The sequence below is a fragment of the Pseudarthrobacter sp. As-47 genome (assembly GCF_058215595.1).
Window position 1 is genome coordinate 1224416 of sequence record NZ_CM177088.1, and the last position, 17862, is coordinate 1242277.

At 67.5% G+C, this 17862-nt stretch carries 17 protein-coding genes; 8 read left to right on the plus strand and 9 right to left on the minus strand.

The window, feature by feature from the left end; translation table 11 throughout:
- Window positions 1–13: 13 nt before the first annotated feature.
- Window positions 14–751, minus strand: a complete 738-nt coding sequence (locus AC4BCK_RS05710; RefSeq protein WP_490566727.1) for a FadR/GntR family transcriptional regulator — start codon at window positions 749–751, stop codon at window positions 14–16.
- A 187-nt stretch (window positions 752–938) separates the two neighbouring features.
- Between AC4BCK_RS05710 and AC4BCK_RS05715 the strand changes: the two genes are divergently transcribed.
- Together AC4BCK_RS05715 and AC4BCK_RS05720 are read left to right on the plus strand one after the other, a co-directional pair.
- Complete coding sequence (locus AC4BCK_RS05715) at window positions 939–1484, plus strand: gluconokinase (RefSeq protein ID WP_174175351.1); 546 nt, start codon at window positions 939–941, stop codon at window positions 1482–1484.
- 42 nt (window positions 1485–1526) lie between these two features.
- Window positions 1527–2930: a GntP family permease gene (locus AC4BCK_RS05720; protein WP_174175353.1), complete on the plus strand. Its 1404-nt coding sequence runs from the start codon at window positions 1527–1529 to the stop codon at window positions 2928–2930.
- 149 nt (window positions 2931–3079) lie between these two features.
- Here AC4BCK_RS05720 and AC4BCK_RS05725 read toward each other — a convergent pair whose 3' ends face one another.
- Both AC4BCK_RS05725 and AC4BCK_RS05730 read right to left on the minus strand, forming a co-directional pair.
- Window positions 3080–3853 (minus strand): GAF domain-containing protein, encoded by a 774-nt coding sequence (locus tag AC4BCK_RS05725; protein ID WP_366279470.1) that lies wholly within the window; start codon window positions 3851–3853, stop codon window positions 3080–3082.
- 204 nt (window positions 3854–4057) lie between these two features.
- A complete protein-coding gene (locus tag AC4BCK_RS05730; RefSeq protein WP_174175357.1) occupies window positions 4058–4435 on the minus strand; it encodes a TfoX/Sxy family protein in 378 nt (125 codons plus the stop codon).
- A gap of 146 nt (window positions 4436–4581) precedes the next feature.
- On the opposite strand from AC4BCK_RS05730, the gene AC4BCK_RS05735 reads away from it, so the two are divergent.
- Complete coding sequence (locus AC4BCK_RS05735; RefSeq protein WP_490566728.1) at window positions 4582–5403, plus strand: SDR family NAD(P)-dependent oxidoreductase; 822 nt, start codon at window positions 4582–4584, stop codon at window positions 5401–5403.
- Between the two features lie 116 nt (window positions 5404–5519).
- Here AC4BCK_RS05735 and AC4BCK_RS05740 read toward each other — a convergent pair whose 3' ends face one another.
- Both AC4BCK_RS05740 and AC4BCK_RS05745 read right to left on the minus strand, forming a co-directional pair.
- The gene (locus tag AC4BCK_RS05740) at window positions 5520–6137 is read right to left on the minus strand and encodes an FMN-binding negative transcriptional regulator (RefSeq protein WP_490566729.1); all 618 of its coding nucleotides are present in this window, start codon (window positions 6135–6137) and stop codon (window positions 5520–5522) included.
- A 4-nt stretch (window positions 6138–6141) separates the two neighbouring features.
- Window positions 6142–7116 (minus strand): DMT family transporter, encoded by a 975-nt coding sequence (locus AC4BCK_RS05745; protein WP_364405882.1) that lies wholly within the window; start codon window positions 7114–7116, stop codon window positions 6142–6144.
- Between AC4BCK_RS05745 and AC4BCK_RS05750 the strand changes: the two genes are divergently transcribed.
- Window positions 7115–8527: an aminotransferase-like domain-containing protein gene (locus tag AC4BCK_RS05750; protein WP_490566730.1), complete on the plus strand. Its 1413-nt coding sequence runs from the start codon at window positions 7115–7117 to the stop codon at window positions 8525–8527. The genes AC4BCK_RS05745 and AC4BCK_RS05750 overlap by 2 nt on opposite strands.
- A 3-nt stretch (window positions 8528–8530) precedes the next feature.
- Here the strand turns inward: AC4BCK_RS05750 and AC4BCK_RS05755 are convergent, their stop codons facing one another.
- Window positions 8531–9022: a hypothetical protein gene (locus AC4BCK_RS05755; protein ID WP_400599087.1), complete on the minus strand. Its 492-nt coding sequence runs from the start codon at window positions 9020–9022 to the stop codon at window positions 8531–8533.
- 238 nt (window positions 9023–9260) lie between these two features.
- Here AC4BCK_RS05755 and AC4BCK_RS05760 point away from each other — a divergent pair, with 238 nt between their 5' ends.
- From AC4BCK_RS05760 to AC4BCK_RS05770, 3 genes are all read left to right on the plus strand, one after another.
- Complete coding sequence (locus AC4BCK_RS05760) at window positions 9261–12230, plus strand: AfsR/SARP family transcriptional regulator (protein ID WP_490566731.1); 2970 nt, start codon at window positions 9261–9263, stop codon at window positions 12228–12230.
- Window positions 12231–12414: 184 nt separating this feature from the next.
- Window positions 12415–13845 (plus strand): amino acid permease, encoded by a 1431-nt coding sequence (locus AC4BCK_RS05765; RefSeq protein ID WP_251422267.1) that lies wholly within the window; start codon window positions 12415–12417, stop codon window positions 13843–13845.
- Between the two features lie 164 nt (window positions 13846–14009).
- Entirely contained in the window at window positions 14010–14777 is a 768-nt protein-coding gene (locus AC4BCK_RS05770) for an IclR family transcriptional regulator (RefSeq protein ID WP_174175657.1), read from the plus strand.
- Here the strand turns inward: AC4BCK_RS05770 and AC4BCK_RS05775 are convergent.
- The 3 genes from AC4BCK_RS05775 to AC4BCK_RS05785 are packed head-to-tail and all read right to left on the minus strand — an operon-like array spanning window position 14774 to window position 16795.
- Window positions 14774–15541 carry an IclR family transcriptional regulator gene (locus AC4BCK_RS05775; protein WP_363959007.1) on the minus strand — a complete coding sequence of 256 codons (768 nt, stop codon included), beginning with the start codon at window positions 15539–15541 and terminating at the stop codon, window positions 14774–14776. The genes AC4BCK_RS05770 and AC4BCK_RS05775 overlap by 4 nt on opposite strands.
- A 40-nt stretch (window positions 15542–15581) precedes the next feature.
- On the minus strand, window positions 15582–16316 hold the full coding sequence (locus AC4BCK_RS05780) for a cyclase family protein (protein WP_435875203.1): 735 nt from the start codon (window positions 16314–16316) through the stop codon (window positions 15582–15584).
- 14 nt (window positions 16317–16330) lie between these two features.
- On the minus strand, window positions 16331–16795 hold the full coding sequence (locus AC4BCK_RS05785; RefSeq protein ID WP_174175375.1) for a hypothetical protein: 465 nt from the start codon (window positions 16793–16795) through the stop codon (window positions 16331–16333).
- A gap of 98 nt (window positions 16796–16893) precedes the next feature.
- On the opposite strand from AC4BCK_RS05785, the gene mmuM reads away from it, so the two are divergent.
- A complete protein-coding gene (mmuM, locus tag AC4BCK_RS05790; RefSeq protein WP_363959012.1) occupies window positions 16894–17859 on the plus strand; it encodes a homocysteine S-methyltransferase in 966 nt (321 codons plus the stop codon).
- The last annotated feature ends 3 nt before the right edge of the window (window positions 17860–17862 follow it).

Below are 17862 nucleotides of genomic sequence, written 5' to 3' on the forward strand. Positions count from 1 at the left end.
GAAGGGGGTTCGTTCAGCCGCCCAGGCCCATCGCTTCCCGCACCTCGTCCAGGATGTGGTGCATCGCCGACTCCGCCACGGCAGTGTCGCCATTGGCCACAGCTGCCGCCACGTCCTCGTGCGCCTGAAGTGCCTCGTTCCGGGGCTTGAACGGCATGAGCCCCTGCTGGGTCCGGCTGGTCAGCACTTCCGCCACCATGCCTTCCAGCGCCTGGAACATCTCGTTCCCGCAGCTTCGCAGGAGCAGCTGGTGGAACTCGATGTCAGCGGCCAGGAACCCCTGGAGGTCGCCGGCTTCACCGAGCCGCCGCAGCTCAGCCCCGAGGGCAACGAGCTGGGCACGTTCCGCGGCACTGGCGCGCCGGGCCGCACCGGCGGCGGCGATGGGTTCGACGGCGATGCGCAGCTCGGTGAGGCTGCTGTACTGGAGTTCGCGCCGGTCTGACGCCAGCCGCCAGCGCACCAGCTTCGGGTCAAAAACGTTCCAGAGGGACCGGTCCTGCACCACAATGCCCACGCGCCGCCGCGAGTAGACCAGGTTCATGGACTCCAGGACCTTCATGGTGTCCCTGGCCACGGTCCGCGATATGCCGTATTCCTGCTGCAGCCCCTCAAGGGTGAGCCGGCTGCCGGGGGCCAGGTTGCCGGAAGCGATGGCAACCCCTACCGCCTCCAGGACCCGCTCATGCATCGCGGGGGAGGCCCCGCCGTCGTGCGCTTCATCCGCGCCCTCATCTGTCGCCGTCGACATTCTGTCCGCCTCTCCTGCGCCGCAGCGCCCTCCCAGAATACCGGGAAAAAGAGCAAAGGTATGACCTGTAACACGAAAAGATAGTATCTTTTGGTCGAAAAGGTGATACCTTATGGCGTAGCCCACTTTTTGAGGGCACGCAGCGAGCTTCTTCGAAAGCCAAAGACGTCTTCTCCGGAGGTATGACATGCAGTATCCCCCCACGCACCTGGTGGTCATGGGCGTTGCCGGATCCGGCAAAACCACCCTTGCGGCGGCCCTTTCCTCGCGGCTGGGCTGGGCCTGCGCCGAGGCGGACGAGTTCCACCCCGAAGCCAACATCACCAAAATGACGCAGGGCATCCCGCTCCAGGACGAGGACCGCTGGCCCTGGCTGCAGGAAATCCGCACCTGGATGACCGCCCAGGCGAACGCCGGCTGCAGCACCGTCCTGACGTGTTCCGCCCTCAAGAAAAGCTACCGCCAGCTCCTGTCCGAAGCGGAGGGCCGCGTCGTCTTCCTCCATCTCGACGGCGGCGCGGACCTGATCAGCCAGCGCATGCTGGGCAGGGAAGGCCACTTCATGCCGCCCACCCTGCTGCCCAGCCAGCTGGCCACCCTCGAGCCGCTCAGCCAGGAAGAGCTCGACGCTGGCAGCCTCCGCCTGGACATCTCCCAGTCGCCTGACCAGCTGGTCGCCGCCGTCGTGCAGGCGTTGCAGCTTCCCGCCGGCCAGGCGCCCTGCGCGCCCTGACACCCCCTAGAACCCCAACAAATACTGTTTCAAAGGAGAACCATGACCATCGAAGGATGGACCCAAACGCTGGGCGCAGGACCCCTGCTGCTCATCGCCGGAGCAGCGATCCTCGTCCTGCTGTTCCTGATCATCAAGCTGCGCATGCACGCCCTGATCGCCCTGATCCTCATCAGCCTCGCCACCGCCTTCGCCACCGGCATTCCGGCCAACCAGGTGGTCCCTGTGCTGATCAACGGCTTCGGCACCACGCTCGGCACCGTGGCACTCCTGGTGGGCCTGGGCGCCATGCTCGGCCGCATCGTGGAAACCAGCGGCGGCGCCAAGGTGCTGGCCGACTACCTCATCGGTGTCTTCGGTGAAAAGCGTGCCCCGTTTGCACTGGGCCTGGCCTCCCTGATCTTCGGCTTCCCCATCTTCTTCGACGCCGGCCTGGTGGTCATGCTGCCCGTCGTGTTCGCCGTGGCCCACCGCCTGGGCGGGGGAGTGCTCCGCTACGGCCTGCCCGCCGCCGGCGCGTTCTCCGTGATGCACATCTTCCTGCCCCCGCACCCGGGCCCGGTCTCCGCATCTGCGTTCTTCGACGCCAACATCGGCCTGGTCACCATCGCCGGCCTTCTCGTCGCCATCCCCACCTGGTACGTCACCGCCTACCTCTTCGGCCTCTACACCGGCAAGAAGCTGGTCCTGCCCGTACCGGAAATCCTGGGCCACGCCTCCGCCGAGGCGGAATCACACCCGCCGCGCTTCCGCACCGTGGTGGGCCTGCTGCTCCTGCCGCTGCTCCTGATCTTCATGAACACCGGGCTGAACACCCTGGCCTCATCCGGTGTGCTCGCCGAAGGCGTCAAGGACGAGCAGTGGTACCAGGTCCTCCGGACCCTGGGTGAGACCCCGGTGGCGCTGCTGATCTCGGTGCTGGTGGCCCTGTTCGTTCTGGGCACCAAGCGCGGCAAGGACGCCGGAGCCCTCGAGAAGCTCCTCGAATCCTCGCTCGGCCCGGTCTGCTCCGTCATCCTGATCACCGGCGCCGGCGGCATGTTCGGCGGCGTCCTGCGCACCTCCGGCATCGGCCAGGCACTCGCCGATGTCCTGGGCGACCTGGGCATTCCGCTGATCCTCGCAGGCTTCCTGATCTCCAGCATCCTGCGCATCGCCCAGGGATCAGCAACCGTTGCACTGACCACCACCGCAGGCCTGATCGCTCCGGCTGTGGCCCTGGCCGGACTGAACGGCATGCAGGTGGCCGCCATGGTAATCGCCGTGGCCGCCGGCTCCGTGGTGGTCTCCCACGTGAACGACTCCGGCTTCTGGCTGGTGGGCCGCTTCTTCGGCATGGACGTCAAGACCACGCTGAAGACCTGGACCGTTATGGAAACCCTCATCGGTGTGATGGGCTTCGCCATCGCGGCCGTGATCTTCCTGGTGGCCGGAGTGGCGGGCTAGCGCCCTCCCCAGCCACGGCTGAGTGGACAACAGCGGCGGGGCGGGCAGCAGGAATGCTGGCCGCCCCGCCGTCGTCGTACCCGGAGTCTCTTTGGGCCTGACCGCACGGCCGGGATGGAGCCGTGGGGCGGGCTGGATGGCGGCCGGTGCTACGTGCGGGCGTCGATGTCCTTCTGGACCACGGCGGCGAGCGTGCGCAGCACCTGCTGATCGGACGGGGAGAAGGACCTGGGCTGCTGGTCGATGACGCAGAGCGTCCCAATGTTCCAGCCCCGCGGCCCGTGCAGGGGGTAGCCGGCGTAGAAGCGGATATAGGGCTCGCCGGTGACCAGCGGATTCGAAGCAAACCTGTCATCGGACAGCGTGTCATTGATGACCAGCATCGCGTTCCGCTCCACCGTTTCCGTGCAGAGCGCGAAGATGCGGGGAGCCTCCTCGCGCAACGGCCCGACGGCCGACTTGAAGAACTGGGCATCCTCGGCGATCAGGGACAGCGACGCTGCACCCACGCCGAAGAACTTCCAGGCGGCAGCAACAACGCGGTCGTACACTTCCTCCGGACCGGTGTACAGAAGGTCCGTCTCGTGCAGCGACTTCAGGCGTTCGGCCTCGGCCCGTTCCGGGGAAAGCAGGGACTTACCGGCGGCACCCAGGGCGGCAAGCGCGTCCTCTTTGTCAGGCTGGCGGCGGGCCGCTTGTCGGCCCGCGGGCCGGGCCCGGATCTGTTCTGCCGGGAGGTCCTTCGCTGCATCAGGTCCGCGTTCGATCGCGGGCAAGGCCAGGGCTTCATGCAGGTAGGCGTCCAGTTCGAACGCGGAACAGGGGGACCTGCCGAAGTAGGACGGCCAAAGCTTTTGTGGATCCAAGCCGATCGTGGCGGCGAGTTCGAGCCGCCGCTTCACTTCTTTGTCGATTGCGGCCACCTCCCATGAGACGCGTTTCCGGGGTCCGCGCACTCTGTAGTTGCAAAAGCCATGTTGATAAGCTTACTTAGTAATTGCGGCCCCGGCTACCTGGCATGGTTCCGGGGCTTTCCGGGCCTTCCGGGCGGCGGGGTGGCGGCGCAACTTCGCCGCTGGCGCACCGCAGCCAGGCCGGGGTTTGTGGTGTGGGGCTTTAGTGCAGGGCTACCTGCCTGCGGTACGGCTCTTGGGCGCTTTCGGGGGCAGTCCCGCCACATGTTCATACGCTTTGCGGATCCATGCCCTGGCGCGGGCATCATCGCCGTCGCCTTCCTCATTCCAGATCTCCGGCAGGCCGGTATACTCGCGCATCGGCCGGTCCGCCGGGCCGAACGGGACGGTCCGCTCGCCGCTTTCGAGCTGCTGCCTGTCCCCACTGGAGAGCCGGATGCCGATGGTGGGCCCGAAAAGCCCGGCGAACATGTTGCCGTTGACGAACGCGCCGAGGTTCCCGAACATCGGCTTCACCGACACCTCCGGGACGTCCGGAACCAGCGACCGGAAACGCTCCTTGTCAGCCTCCGTCGCTTTGGGCATCTCCATTGCTTCCCCCTGGGATCGGACGGCTGGTGTGTGCAGGATATGCCCTGCGGGGTGTGCCGGGGAACACCCGCCGGTCCGCCGTCGTTGTGCCGGTAGGCAGCGCGCCCACGCCGGGCGCCGGACGTTCCCCAACCGAAGGACACCCCTTGACCCCTCGCACCATCGTGATCACCGGCGCCAGCGACGGCATCGGCGCAGCAGCCGCGCGTACCCTGGCCAGGGCAGGGGACCAGGTGGTCGTCGTCGGCCGCTCGGAGGAAAAGACGCGGGCCATTGCCAAGGAGCTGGACGCCGACTACTTTGTCAGCGACTTCTCCGAGCTCGCGCAGGTCCGCACCCTGGCCGCCCAGCTGGAGTCCGACTACCCGCGCATCGACGTCCTGGCCAACAACGCCGGCGGCATCATGGGCAAGCGCACCCTCACCGTGGACGGCAACGAGGCAACGTTCCAGATCAACCACCTGGCCCCGTTCCTCCTCACCACGCTGCTGATGGAAACCCTCGCTGCCAGCAACGCCAAGGTGATCAACACGTCCAGCGGCGCCAACAGCTTCGGCAAGCTGGACCTGTTCGACCTCAACGCCGAGCACGGCTACTCCACCAACCGCGCCTACGGCACCGGCAAGCTCGCCAACATCCTCTTCACGTCCGAGCTGCACCGCCGCTTTGGTGGGCAGGGAATCGCGACGGCGGCGTTCCACCCGGGCGTTGTGCGCACCAACTTCGCGGCGGACTCCACCAGCCCGTTCCGGCACGCCTACAAGACCCTGCTGAACCGCTTCATGCTGACCCCGGACCAGGGTGCCGACACCCTGCTGTGGCTGGTCAACGGCACTGCGGGCAAGGACTGGATTTCCGGGGCGTATTACTACAAGCGTGCCCTGGCCAAGGCCAACCGCCAGGCCTACGACGCCGAGCTGGCCCGCCGCTTGTGGGAGCAGAGCGAGGAGCTGGTCAAGGGCTCCTGAGGTCCGCTGCCGGCCGGATGCAACGGAAATGCGTGGCTTTTGGGGTTTGCCAGAGGCGGAGCCCGCGTGTTGTCGGGGCCTGGGCTCCTTGGGAAGCCAAAAGTCACGCATTTGCGTCAGCGGGCGCGCTCTACATCTGCCGCGGCCTCTGGCTGGCCCCGGGCTACCAGGCCGGCCACCACGCCGTCCACGTCCGCTTCCGGCCGGTTCTGGCTCAGCTTGGCCTTCGCCTCGATCCGGGTGATGACCAGTTCCACGCCGACAATTGCCCGCAACTGCCCGGAGATGAAGCGCTCCGGTGCGTCGTCCACGTCCCAGGGATGGTCGAAGCCGGACTCGTGCACTCCGGTGAGCCGCCGGACCTGCCGGTCCAGCCACGCCGGATCGTCATGGATCACCAGCCGCCCGTACACATGCGCCGTGGTGTAGTTCCACGTGGGGACTACGCGTCCGTGCTCGGCCTTGGCGGCGAACCAGGACGGGGAGATGTAGGCGTCCGCGCCCTGGATGATGGCAAGGGCCTCCCCGACGGCGGGCGCGGACCACTGCGTGTTGTTCCGCGCCAGGTGCCCCTGCAGCGCGCCGAACTCCCCGGCGTCGGGCTCGTAGACAAAGGGCAGGAGTGTAGCCACGAGGCCCTGCTGGGTCATGGTGACCAGGTTCGCCGCACCCGGCCCGGTGAGCAGGCGCTGGACGGTTTCTGGGACAGCGGCGAAGTGGGCTGGAATGTACATGGGGCTAGTCCTTTACTGGCTGGAGTGCTGCGGGATGAAGTTCGGAGGACGGGGCAGGCGCGGGCTTGAGTCGAACCCGGACGGCCGCCGCGGCGCACAGGATGACGGCCAGCCCGCCCATGACCGTGGACCAGGCCAGGGCCTCGCCCAGCAGGAGCGCCGCCCAGCAGATGGTGAGGACGGGCTGGATGAGCTGGATCTGGCTGACCCGGGCGATGGGGCCGATGGCCAGGCCGCGGTACCAGGCGAAGAATCCCAGGAACATGCTCACCACGGCGAGGTACCCGAACGCTGCCCACTGCGCGGGAGTCGCGGACGGCGGCTGCTGGGAAGCGGACGCGGCTGCCAGGACCAGCATCAACGGCGAGGCGAGGACCAGTGCCCACGAAATGGTCTGCCAGGAGCCCAGTTCCCGGGCCAGCAGGCCACCTTCCGCATAGCCGATCGCCGCGGCGGCCACTGAACCGAGGAGCAGCAGGTCCGCCCAGTGGAGGACGCCAAGGCCGCCGGACTGGGCGGATGCGAAGACGGTCACCGCAAGGGCGCCCACACTGCTGACGAGCCAGAACGCCGCGGGCGGGCGTTCCCGCCCGCGAATGACCGCAGCGGTGGCCGTCGCGGCAGGCAGCAGGGCGATGACAACGGCGCCGTGGCTTGCGGCGGTGCTGGTCAGGGCGTAGGAGGTCAGTAGCGGAAAGCCGATGACGACGCCGGCAGCGACGACCGCCACACGGAGCCATTGCGTCCCGCGGGGGAGCGCCTGCCGGGTGAGTGCCAGTGCGGCACCGGCCAAAACAGCCGCCACTACTGCCCTGCCCGATCCGATAAACAGCGGTGCCAGGCCTCCGACCGCCACTTTGGTGAACGGGACGGTGAGCGAGAATGCCGCGACTCCAAGGAAGCCGAGCCACAATCCAGCTGAGTTGGAATGGGATAACGCGGTGCGCCGCGGAAGAGTAGCGCTACTATTGTCTCTCATGAACAACGATAGCAGTTCGCGGATTGTGGCGCACCTGAAATCCTGGATGGCCACTGCGGCGCCGGGAGCGAAACTGCCTTCCACGCGGTCCCTCGTGGCCGACTACCAGGCAAGTCCCGTCACGGTGCAGAAGGCCCTGCAGACCCTCGCAGCGCAGGGACTCATCGAGAGCCGGCCGGGCGTCGGGACCTTCGTGCGGGCGGTCCGGACGGCACGCCCCTCCGATTATGGATGGCAGACGGCGGCCCTCCGCTCCCCGCTGGCGGCACTGCCACCGGCGTCCTCCACCATGCGGGAGGTGCCGCAGGACGCGATTTCCTTCCATTCGGGCTATCCGGCCAGGGAGCTCCTGCCCGAGCGGCTGGTCCGGGCAGCGCTCACCCGGGCCGCCCGTGGAGACGCCGCGCTGTCCCGGCCTCCCGCCGCAGGGATGCCGGAGCTGCAATCGTGGTTCGCCCACGAGCTCGGCGCGTCGACGCCCGCCGGGATTACCCCGCCAAACCCGAGCGACGTCGTCGTACTCCCTGGCAGCCAGAGCGGACTGAGCTCCATCTTCAGTGCCCTGGTAGGCAGGGGGCAGCCGCTGCTGATGGAGTCACCCTCCTACTGGGGCGCCATCCTGGCGGCGGCGCAGGCTGGTGTCCGTGTTGTACCCGTGCCCAGCGGACCGGACGGCCCGGAGCCGGGGGAGCTGGCGCGCGCCTTCGACGAATCAGGCGCCAGGGTCTTCTACGCTCAGCCCAACTACGCCAACCCCACGGGCGCGCAGTGGCCAGCGGAGACGCGCGACCAGGTCCTTGACGTGATCCGTGCCAAGGGGGCGTTCCTTGTGGAGGACGACTGGGCGCACGACTTTGGCATCAGCTCCCACCCCGTACCGGTGGCCTCCCGCGACGATTCCGGGCATGTTGTGTACCTGCGCTCGCTGACCAAGAGCGTTTCCACGTCCATCCGGGTGGCCGCACTCATTGCACGCGGTCCGGCGAGGGACCGCATCCTGGCTGACAGGGCGGCGGAATCGATGTACGTCAGCGGGCTTCTGCAGGCGGCAGCGCTCGACGTCGTCACGCAGCCGGGGCGGCAGACGCACCTGCGCAGCCTGCGGCACCAGCTGGAGTCACGCCGGGACCTGCTGGTCACCAGCGTCCGGGAACATATTCCGCAGGCGCACATTGAACAGGTGCCGAAAGGGGGGCTTAACCTGTGGCTGCGCCTGCCCGACGGCACGGACCTGCAGCGGCTGGTCCGGGACTGCGAGACAGCCGGCGTCATCGTCGCCCGCGGGGACGAATGGTTTCCGGCGGAACCGGCGGGTCCGTTTATCCGGCTCAACTTTTCGGGCACGAATCCGGGAGCCTTCCCCGAAGGCGCCCGGATCATTGGGCAGATGCTGGAGCGGAACCCGGGCTAGCAGTCAGTCGGCCAGTTCTGCGCAGATGTCAGTCACTGTGCCACTCCCTGAGAACATGCCCCCGACTTCCCTGCCCTTGGAATCCAGCGTCCAGCTGACGGTACCGGTGGTGAAGTAGACGCCCGCAGGGTGTCCGTTCGCCCTTGGGACAGTGATGAGGTTGGGCCCGGTGGCGGTGACGAACTGGCTGCCGTCCTCCAGGTATTGGATGTGGGTCACGCCGGCAGCGCCGTTATAGGTGACGGACTCTCCTGACTTGTCTGAGACAGTAACGCTCAATCCGGGCCAGATGATCTTTTCGCGGTCACCGGGCAGGGCGATTACTCCTACTTTGCCGTCAGCTGTCAGCACCACCTTGAAGCCCGGACATGACAGCGTGAACGATCCTTCGATCGGTCCGGGCGCGGCCGCGGCAACAGCCGCAGGAGCCGGGGCAACCAAGGCTGCAGCAGCCAGGGCTGCCGGGACCAGTGTGCGCGCAATTGTGGATTTCATCGGATCTTCCTTTCAGGTGCACTCGGTGCGAGTGGCTCAAGAGTGGTCCCGGGGGCCTATTGGCGCCTTAACCAAGCGGCCAGGTCTGGATCCGGAACGGGCCCGGGAGCATGATGGGGGTGATGCCGCTCCTCGGGGCGCGTTAGTGACAGGGCGGGCGCTAGGGGTCGCTGGTCGATAAATGTCACGGGGCTGGGCGCCGCCCGCTCCCGTGTCGGTCAGTGAGGGGTGCTCGCCCATGAGCGCACTGTGGATCAGGGCCCTGGGCCCATTACAGGTGATTGCTGACGGCGTCCCGGTTCCAGTCAGCAGCCACAGCCTGCGTATTGTCCTCGAATGCCTGGCTCTGCGGGCGAACTCGGTTGTAGCAGCCGACTTCCTGGCTGAAGTCATCTGGGACGGCCACCCGCCCGCGCGTCCGGGCCCGCAGCTGCAGGTGTACGTCGCGAACCTGCGGAACCTGCTTGAACCCAACCGCCGCAAAGGGGTTGCCTCGCACCGCCTGGCCAGCAGGCCGGGCGGCTACCTCCTGGCAGTTGAAGACGACGAACTCGACCTGCTGCAGTTCCGCGCACACCTTGCCTCCGGCGAGCGCGCAGTAGAGGCGGGCGAACTCGCCAGCGGCGCGGTGAGCCTGCGCCAGGCCCTGGATTTGTTCGTGTGCCCTGCCTTTCCGGACCTGGCCGACATCGAGGTTCTGGCGCCGGACCTCGAAGAAGTGGAGGAGGCCCGGCTGGACGCTTACCAGGACCTCCTCGATGTTGAACTGGCACTGGGCCGCCACGCCAACGTGGTGGGGGAGTTGCAGCGGCTGGTATCGCAGCATCCCTTCCGGGAACGCTTGTGGGCGTCCCTGGTGCTTGCCTTGTACCGCTCCGACCGGCAGGCAGATGCCCTCGCCGCTTGCCGGACGGCCAGGAAGAGCTTTGCTGCGGAGCTGGGCATTGATCCCGGGACGCGCCTGCGGGAGCTGGAAGCACGGGTGCTGCGCCAGGATGCCTCCCTTGGGCCGCCAGCCGCTAATGACGACCGCCGCGCCAGGCAGCGCCTCGACAATCTGCCTGCCCCACTCACTCCCATGGTGGGCCGGGATACAGAACTGGGAGAGATTTGTTCGCTCTACCGCTCCGAGGGATGCCGGCTGGTCACCGTCACGGGGGCGGGCGGGGCAGGGAAGACCCGCCTCGCGATGGCGGCGGCCGCACGCTTGGGCGAGCGGATGGCCGACGGAGCGGGTTGGGTCAATCTGTCCCCGCTCACCCACGTTGAGCAGGTGCCTGGTGCCATCGCGGCGGCGCTTGGACTGGAGGTGCCGGCAGGCGAAGACCCGCTGAAGATCGCCTCCCGCTTTCTCCATGCCCGCCGCCTGCTGCTGGTCCTGGACAACTTCGAGCACCTGGTGGACGCGTGGCCTGTGGTGCTGGACCTGCTCACCTCAGCCCCGGAGCTCCGGATCCTCACCACCAGCCGAAGGCGGCTGGGGTTGCGTCCCGAGTACGAATTCGAACTTGCGCCGCTGGAGCTGCCACCCCTCGACCCGCCTTTGCCTCCCCTCCAGCTGGGGGAGGTGCCTTCAATGAAGCTGCTCTTGAACCGGGGCCGGGCGGTCCGCCCTCGCTTCACTGTGGACGAAGGAAACGCCGCCGTACTGACACGCCTGTGCCGCCGCCTGGACGGGCTGCCCCTGGCTATTGAACTGGCCGCGGCCCACCTGCGGCGCCTCAACGAGCACGAGCTCCTTGCTGACTTGGAGGTCAGCCTGGTCGCGTTGCGGGCCACCTTCCCGGACCTTCCGGACCGGCAGCAAACCCTTACCGCCACAATCGAGTGGAGTTACCAGCTGCTGGCGGCACCGGAACGCCTGCTCTTCTGCCTCCTCGGTGTCTTCGCCAACGATCCGACGACGGATGCGATTGACGCCGTGCGTGGTCCCGTGTCCGCCGGTGCGCCATCCACGGAAGAACTGCTGTCCGCGCTCGCGGACCACAGCCTGCTGCGGCGCTACACCGACCTGGCAGGGAGCCATAGAGTGTCGCTGCTGCAATCCATCCGGGAGTTTGCCCGTGACCGGCTGGCACTACTTCCTGAGGAACACGAGGTACGCCGGCGGCATGCCGGGCACTATCGTGCCTTGGCCGAGGCCGTAGGCCCAGTTTTGTGGGGCCCGGACCAGGTGGACGCTTTCCGCTTACTGAAGGCTGACGAGCCGGATTTGCGCGCGGCACTGTTGTGGGCAGCCGGACCCGACGGCTCCAAGGACGTGGCGCTGGGCCTGGTGGGGCAACTCTGGCATTACTGGGAGCTGACGGGCGACGTGGCGGAACAGTGCGGGATCGCCCTGAAGCTGCTCGACGGCACCCCCAACGCTCCGCTGGCGCTGCAGGGTCCCGCCCTTAGCGGAACGGCCACGTTGTGCTGGATGCTCGGCCGCGGTGACCAGGCGTCGAGGCTTCATTCCCGAGCGCTTCAGGCGTTCCACGACGCCGGCAACGACCAAGGCGTTGCGTGGGCCAGGATGTGCCTGGCGGTCCAGGCGATGGAGCGTGACGACGCCGCCAGCGCCCAGCGGCTCGCCGCAGGAGTATTGTCGATGCCACGTTCCACCCCGCGCACAAGGGTTGGCGCCTTGATTCTCCTGAGCATCCTGGCGTACTACGCTGGCGACCATGCCCAAGCCCTGGAACTGCGCCACGCGAGCGTCGAACTTTCCCGCCCGATCGGCGATCGATGGTTGCTCGGAATAGCCCTGACCAACCTGGCCGAAAGCACACAGCAGGCCGGCGACAATGGCGTCGCGGAGCGCCTGCTCGTCGAGGCAGTCACCGCCGCACTTGAGCTCGATGCGCAGGGCCAGGTTGCAGGTATTTTGGAACAAATTGCCGACGTCTACGTCAGCCGGCACCGCGTCGAGCGGGCCATCCGCCTGCTGGCGGCCACTGACAGCTACCGCACTGACCGTGGACTACCGCTTTACCCCGCCGAACAGCATCACATTGCATCCGTCATTACCAGAGCGCGCAATGAAGCCGGCCCGATCCGCTTCGGCCTTGCGTGGGAAGGCGGAAAAGGCCTCAGCCTAAGGGAGGCGGCCTACGAGGTGCTCCAGGGCGCACACTTCACCGGATTGCCGCCTGGCCCTGCCCCGGCATCAACAGGACGGCATCCCTCCACTCCGGAGGGCGCTACCGACCCGGCTCCCTGGACGTGACGCTTACGCCACCGGCACCCGCGTAACAGCGTGCAATATAAACATGACTTCATGCATTTAATGACTAAAAATTCGGCTGTCGTGCTACTTTCAACACTGCCGCCGCGCATTTCTTCGTCGCTAAGGACCGGGACCTGGAGACTGCGCGCGCTCCCATTGCTGAGTCCGACCCTTGGAGACGCCCGTGGAACCCACAACAGACGTGAAGCTGGATGCCCAGCCGGCCAGGCCAGTGGCGGACTCCGGACTCCGCCGGTCCATGGGTCCGCGCCACCTGGTGATGATCGCCATGGGCGGCGTGATCGGCTCCGGCCTGTTCCTCAGCTCCGGCTACACCATCTCCCAGGCCGGACCGCTGGGTGCGGTCATCGCCTACCTCATCGGCGCCTTCGTGGTGTACCTGGTGATGGCGTGCCTCGGCGAACTCGCCATTGCCTACCCGGTGTCCGGTGCGTTCCACATCTACGCCGCCCGCTCCATCGGCCCCGCCACGGGATTCGCCACCGCCTGGCTGTACTGGTTGTGCTGGGCCGTGGCCATCGGCTCCGAGTTCACCGCCTCCGGCCTGCTCATGCAGCGCTGGTTCCCGGACGTGGAGGTCTGGGTCTGGTGCCTGGTGTTCGCGGCCGTCCTCTTCGGCTTCAACGCCGTGTCCTCCAAGTTCTTCGGCGAGTCCGAGTTCTGGTTCGCCATCGTCAAGGTCGCCGCGATCATCGGCCTGATCGTCCTGGGCGGCGCGGCCCTGTTCGGCTTCCGGCCGCTCGGCGGCGGTGGCGAGCACCCCTTCCTGTTCGAGAACTTCGCCACCGAGGGCGGTCTGTTCCCCAACGGCTTCACCGGTGTCCTGGTCACCGTGCTCGCCGTCTTCTACGCCTTCTCCGGCTCGGAACTCATCGGCGTGGCCGCCGGTGAAACCAAGGACCCGGCCACCAGCATCCCCAAGGCCCTGCGCACCACGGTGATCCGCCTGCTGATCTTCTTCGTCGGAGCCATTGCCGTCATCGCCGCCACCATCCCGTACAGCGAGGTGGGCCTGGACGAAAGCCCGTTCGTGACGGTCTTCTCGGCAATCGGGCTCCCGTTCGCCGCCGACATTATGAACTTCGTCATCATCACCGCACTGCTCTCGGCCGGCAACAGCGGACTGTTCTCCTGCGCCCGCATGCTCTACTCCCTGGCCGACGAAGGCCACGCGCCACGCGCCTTCAAGAAGCTGACCCGCCGCGGCATCCCGCTGGTCGCACTCTCCGTGAGCATGGTGGGCGGGGTGGCATCCCTGGTCAGCAGCGTGGTGGCCCCGGAGACCGTCTACTTGGTGCTCGTGTCCGTGGCCGGGTTCGCCGTGGTGGGCGTCTGGATGTCCATCACCGCCTCGCACTTCTTCCACCGCCGCGCGTTCGTCCGCAACGGCGGCGACGTCTCCACCCTCGCCTATAAGGCCCCGCTCTTCCCCCTGGTGCCCATCCTGGCGTTCTCGCTGTGCGTCGTTTCCCTGGTGGGCATCGCCCTGGACCCCACCCAGGCCGCCGCGCTCTACTTCGGCATTCCCTTTGTGGCTGCCTGCTACGCCTGGTTCCACTTCCGCTACGGCCGCAAGGCCGTGACTGCCAGGTAACCAGGAAGCACGGAGCGGACGACGGCGGCTGCCGGCAAGGTGCGTTGGGGCACCTTGCCGGGCGGGCGCCGTCGTCCTTTCCGGCATGATGCGTGCCCCGCCCAGGGAGGGCGCTGCCCATGGAACAATGGGGCGTGGTGACCGGCCGGGAGGGGCAGATAAGCGTGGATTCGTCCGCTGAGGCGTCGTCAATGGCGCAGGGGCTCCGGATTGTCCGGCTGGTAGCTGACAGGGAGAAGCTGGGCCGCCAGCTGCTGGGCGTTTCACAGCTGGCCGTCGAGCTGGACATGGAGCAGAGCCGCGTCTCCCGCCTGGCGCAGGAACTGTGCGATCTCGGACTGCTGGAGCGCGTGGACCGCGGGCCGTTCCGGACAGGTCCGCGCTTCTTCAGCCTGGCCGCGGCACTGAACACCGGCTGGGTCCGGGAGGCAAGAACCGAACTTGAGGCGCTGGTCGCGGCGCTGGGACTGCGCGCGCGGCTCTCCGTCCGGGACGGCTACCGCGTGACCCTGGTCCGGGCCTCCAGCAACGACGCCGTGCCCGGCAGCTTCGTCAAGCCGGGCATGGTGACTCCGGCCTGGTGCACCGGCGCGGGCCGGGCGCTGCTGTGGGACCTTGACCGGCCGGCACTGGATTCCCTGCTGCAGGACGTGAACTACATCGGCATCGGGGGACCGGGGGCCGCCCACTCTACCGATGGGGTCTGGGACCTCATGGTCCGCGACCGTGGCGCCGGGTTCATCACCGCAGCCGAGGAATTCGAACACGACGTGGTGGAACTCGCGGTTCCTGTCCGCGACGCCGGCGGTGCCATCCTCGCCTCGCTGAGTGTGCTGGGCAGCCGTGCCGGGATCGGTCCGGATGCGGCGGCTGCGGCGGCTGTGCTCACCAGCGCGGCGGAACGGCTCGGATCCCGCGCGGGCGCCCGCTAGTCCAGCGGCCGGTACCCGAGCCGCTGCTCAAGCCACGCTCCCTGGGCCACCAGTGCGTCCGCGCATGCCTTCCGGCGCGGTCCCAGGCGGTCCTTGATGCCAACGATCTGCAGCGCAGCCACCACGTCGCCCTTGAAATCCCGGACGGGGACGGCCAGGGAATAGAGGCCCGGTTCTGCCTCCTCATCCACGATCGAGTAACCCCGCTTCCGGGCAGCTTCGCGCCGTGCCAGGAAATCGTCCACGTCGGCCGGTGTGTTGGGGCCGTGCCGCACAAAAAGCACGTCCGCGAAGACGGTACGCACTTCCGCTTCCGAGGCCTCCCACAGCACGGCCTGGCCGGCGTCGCTGCAGTAAGCGGGATAGGGCCGGCCAAGCCAGGAGCCCACCAGGTTGCTGCTGGCCGGGACGCTTTCGCCGATGGTCACTGTGCTGTCCCCGTGAAGGACCCCCAGGAAGCAGGCTTCGTCCGTTCCTGCGGCCAGCGTGTCCAGGGCGGTGGCGCCGTCCGACTGCAGGCGGCGTTCGGTCAGCAGCTGGGCGTCGGTGAGGACGGACCAGTCCAGGCTGTAGGTGCGCTGGCCGGCCTTCCGGAGGAAACCCTCCTTTTCGGCGCCGCGGAGGTTGCGTGAGACCTGGCTGCGGTCCTTGCCAAGATCGGCGGCGATGTCCGCCACCGTGCCGCCGGGATGTCCCGTTGCATGGCGGGCGCCCACAGCAAAGAGGGCCATGATTCCGCGGCCCATGCTGGAGGTTTTTGGCATGGTGACGAGTCTAATGGAGGGGCAGGGCCTGGCCGCCCGCTCAGCAGATGGCAAACACCCGCGCCGGGAAGCCGCTGCCGCCCTGGGGTTTTGGCCAGGCAGCGACGACGGCGGCGCCGGATTCCGGGAGTCCGTCCAGGCTGGCCATCAGTTCGATCTGCCAGCGGCCCTGTTCCAGGACATACGTTTCCAGGCTGAAGTCCTGCCGGGAGGTGGCCAGGCCCGGGTCGGTGTCCGTCTGCTCGTGCCCGATGGCGGCCACGGCGCGCTGCTCAACCAGGAAGGAGAGCACCTCCCGGGACCAGCCGGGCGTGTGGCTCAGGCCTTCGCTGTCCCGGTTGGCCATTGCCTCCGGATCGGGCCAGCGGCGGCTCCAGCCCGTACGAAGGGCCACAAAGGAACCCGGTGGGACGGTGCCGTTCCGGATCTCCCAGTCCTGTACGTCCTGCAGGGTGGGTGTGGCGTCCGGGTTGCCCGCCACCCGCTGGCTGATGTCCAGGACCACCAGCGGAAGGATCATCTCCTCCACCGGAATCTGGTCCAGCGTCCTGCCGCCGCGGATGAAATGCGAGGGCGGGTCCACGTGGGTTCCCCACTGGCCCACGATCGTGTAGCGGTGGGCGGTGAAGCCGTCACCTTTGTCCAGGTCGAAGAGGGCTTCGCGCTGCTCATCGGGAAAAGCGGCGAAGTGGGGCTGGCCCGGGTGGAAGGCGTGCGTAAGGTCCACGAACCGCCGGCCCGCGATCACCGATTGGAGGCCCTCCCAGAGGGGCATGGTGCTGGTGTCCGTCACGATGCGGCTGCTCCTTCTGTCATGGGTGCTTCTGCCGTTGGGGCCAGTGCGGTACTGGAGACGCTGATGGGGCCGGTCACTTCGATGACCGGGACTTCCCAGGGATGGATGTCCACGAGGTGGCGCATGAAACGCTCGACGGCGGCGTCCTCCAGTGAGGCGTCGAAATAGGTGGTGAAAACGAAGGTTGGCGAGAGGGTCTGCTCACCCACGCGTCCCAGGGTGGGGTTGGCGCCCTCGGCAGTAGTGAAGCCCTCGAAACCCAGGCTGGACTCAAACACGTGCTTGTAGTTGCCGAAGTCGCCGAGTTCCCGGAATTCAGCCAGGGCCTGCAGCAGGTGCGCGATCCCCGGATCATCCCGGAAGGCGTCCGGCTCGCCCTTTGACAGTTGCCCGAAGGTGGTGCCGCTGATGGGCCAGTGCACGCGCAGCTTGCGTACCGGGTGAAGTTGAACGTCCAAGAACCTTGCCTCTTTCCTTTGCCGGGTGACGGCTGCCAGCCATCGTGACAGAAAGAAATAATCATTACAAGCATAAGTAAATGCGTATTATGACTAGTATGCCTTCGACCGTGCAGCTCTCGTCCTTGCTGGAATCCGGGGAACACCTCGTGACCGACGGCGCCCTGGCCACGGAACTCGAGGCCCGCGGCTGCAACCTCGACGATCCCCTGTGGTCCGCCAAAGTGCTTGTCGAAAATCCGCACCTGATCAGGGACGTCCACCGCGACTACTTCTCCGCCGGTGCCCGGATTGCCACCACCGCCAGCTACCAGGCAACGCCGCAGGGCTTCGCGCGGCGGGGGATGAGCGGGCAGGATGCCCTGGAACTGGTGGCGTTGTCGGTCCGGCTGGCGGACGAGGCCCGCCGCGCCCACTTGGCTGCCACCCCGGGCGCGGGCGCACTGCTCATCGCCGGGTCTGTTGGTCCCTATGGCGCCTACCTGGCAGATGGCTCGGAATACCGCGGCGACTACACGCTGCGGAAAGAGGAGTTCATGGACTTCCACCGGCCAAGGGTCGCTGCGCTCGTCGCTGCCGGTGCGGACTTCCTGGCCTGCGAGACGCTCCCGTCGTTCGCCGAAGCCGAGGCGCTGGCGGCACTCATGGACGAGTTCGGCGCCGAATCCTGGTTCTCCTTCTCCCTGCGGGACGGCGCCCATATCAGCGACGGCACGCCGCTCACGGCAGTGGCAGGGCTCCTTGACGCTAACCCCCTGGTGGCAGCGATCGGTGTGAACTGCGTGCCGCTGCACCTGGTCACCCCCGCGCTCGCCGCCCTCCAGAGCGCGACGGCCAAACCGCTGGTTGCCTACCCCAACTCAGGCGAAACCTATGATCCCGTCACCAAAACCTGGGGGCCAACCACGGCACCCGGAGAGGGAAACCGGGACGCACACCCCGTGGACCCCGCCGCCGGGGCCGCCACGTGGCTGGACCACGACGCCCGCATCATCGGCGGATGCTGCCGCACGGCGCCTGCCGACATCGCCGCCGTCGGACAGGCCCTTGCCGCGCAGCGCTGAATC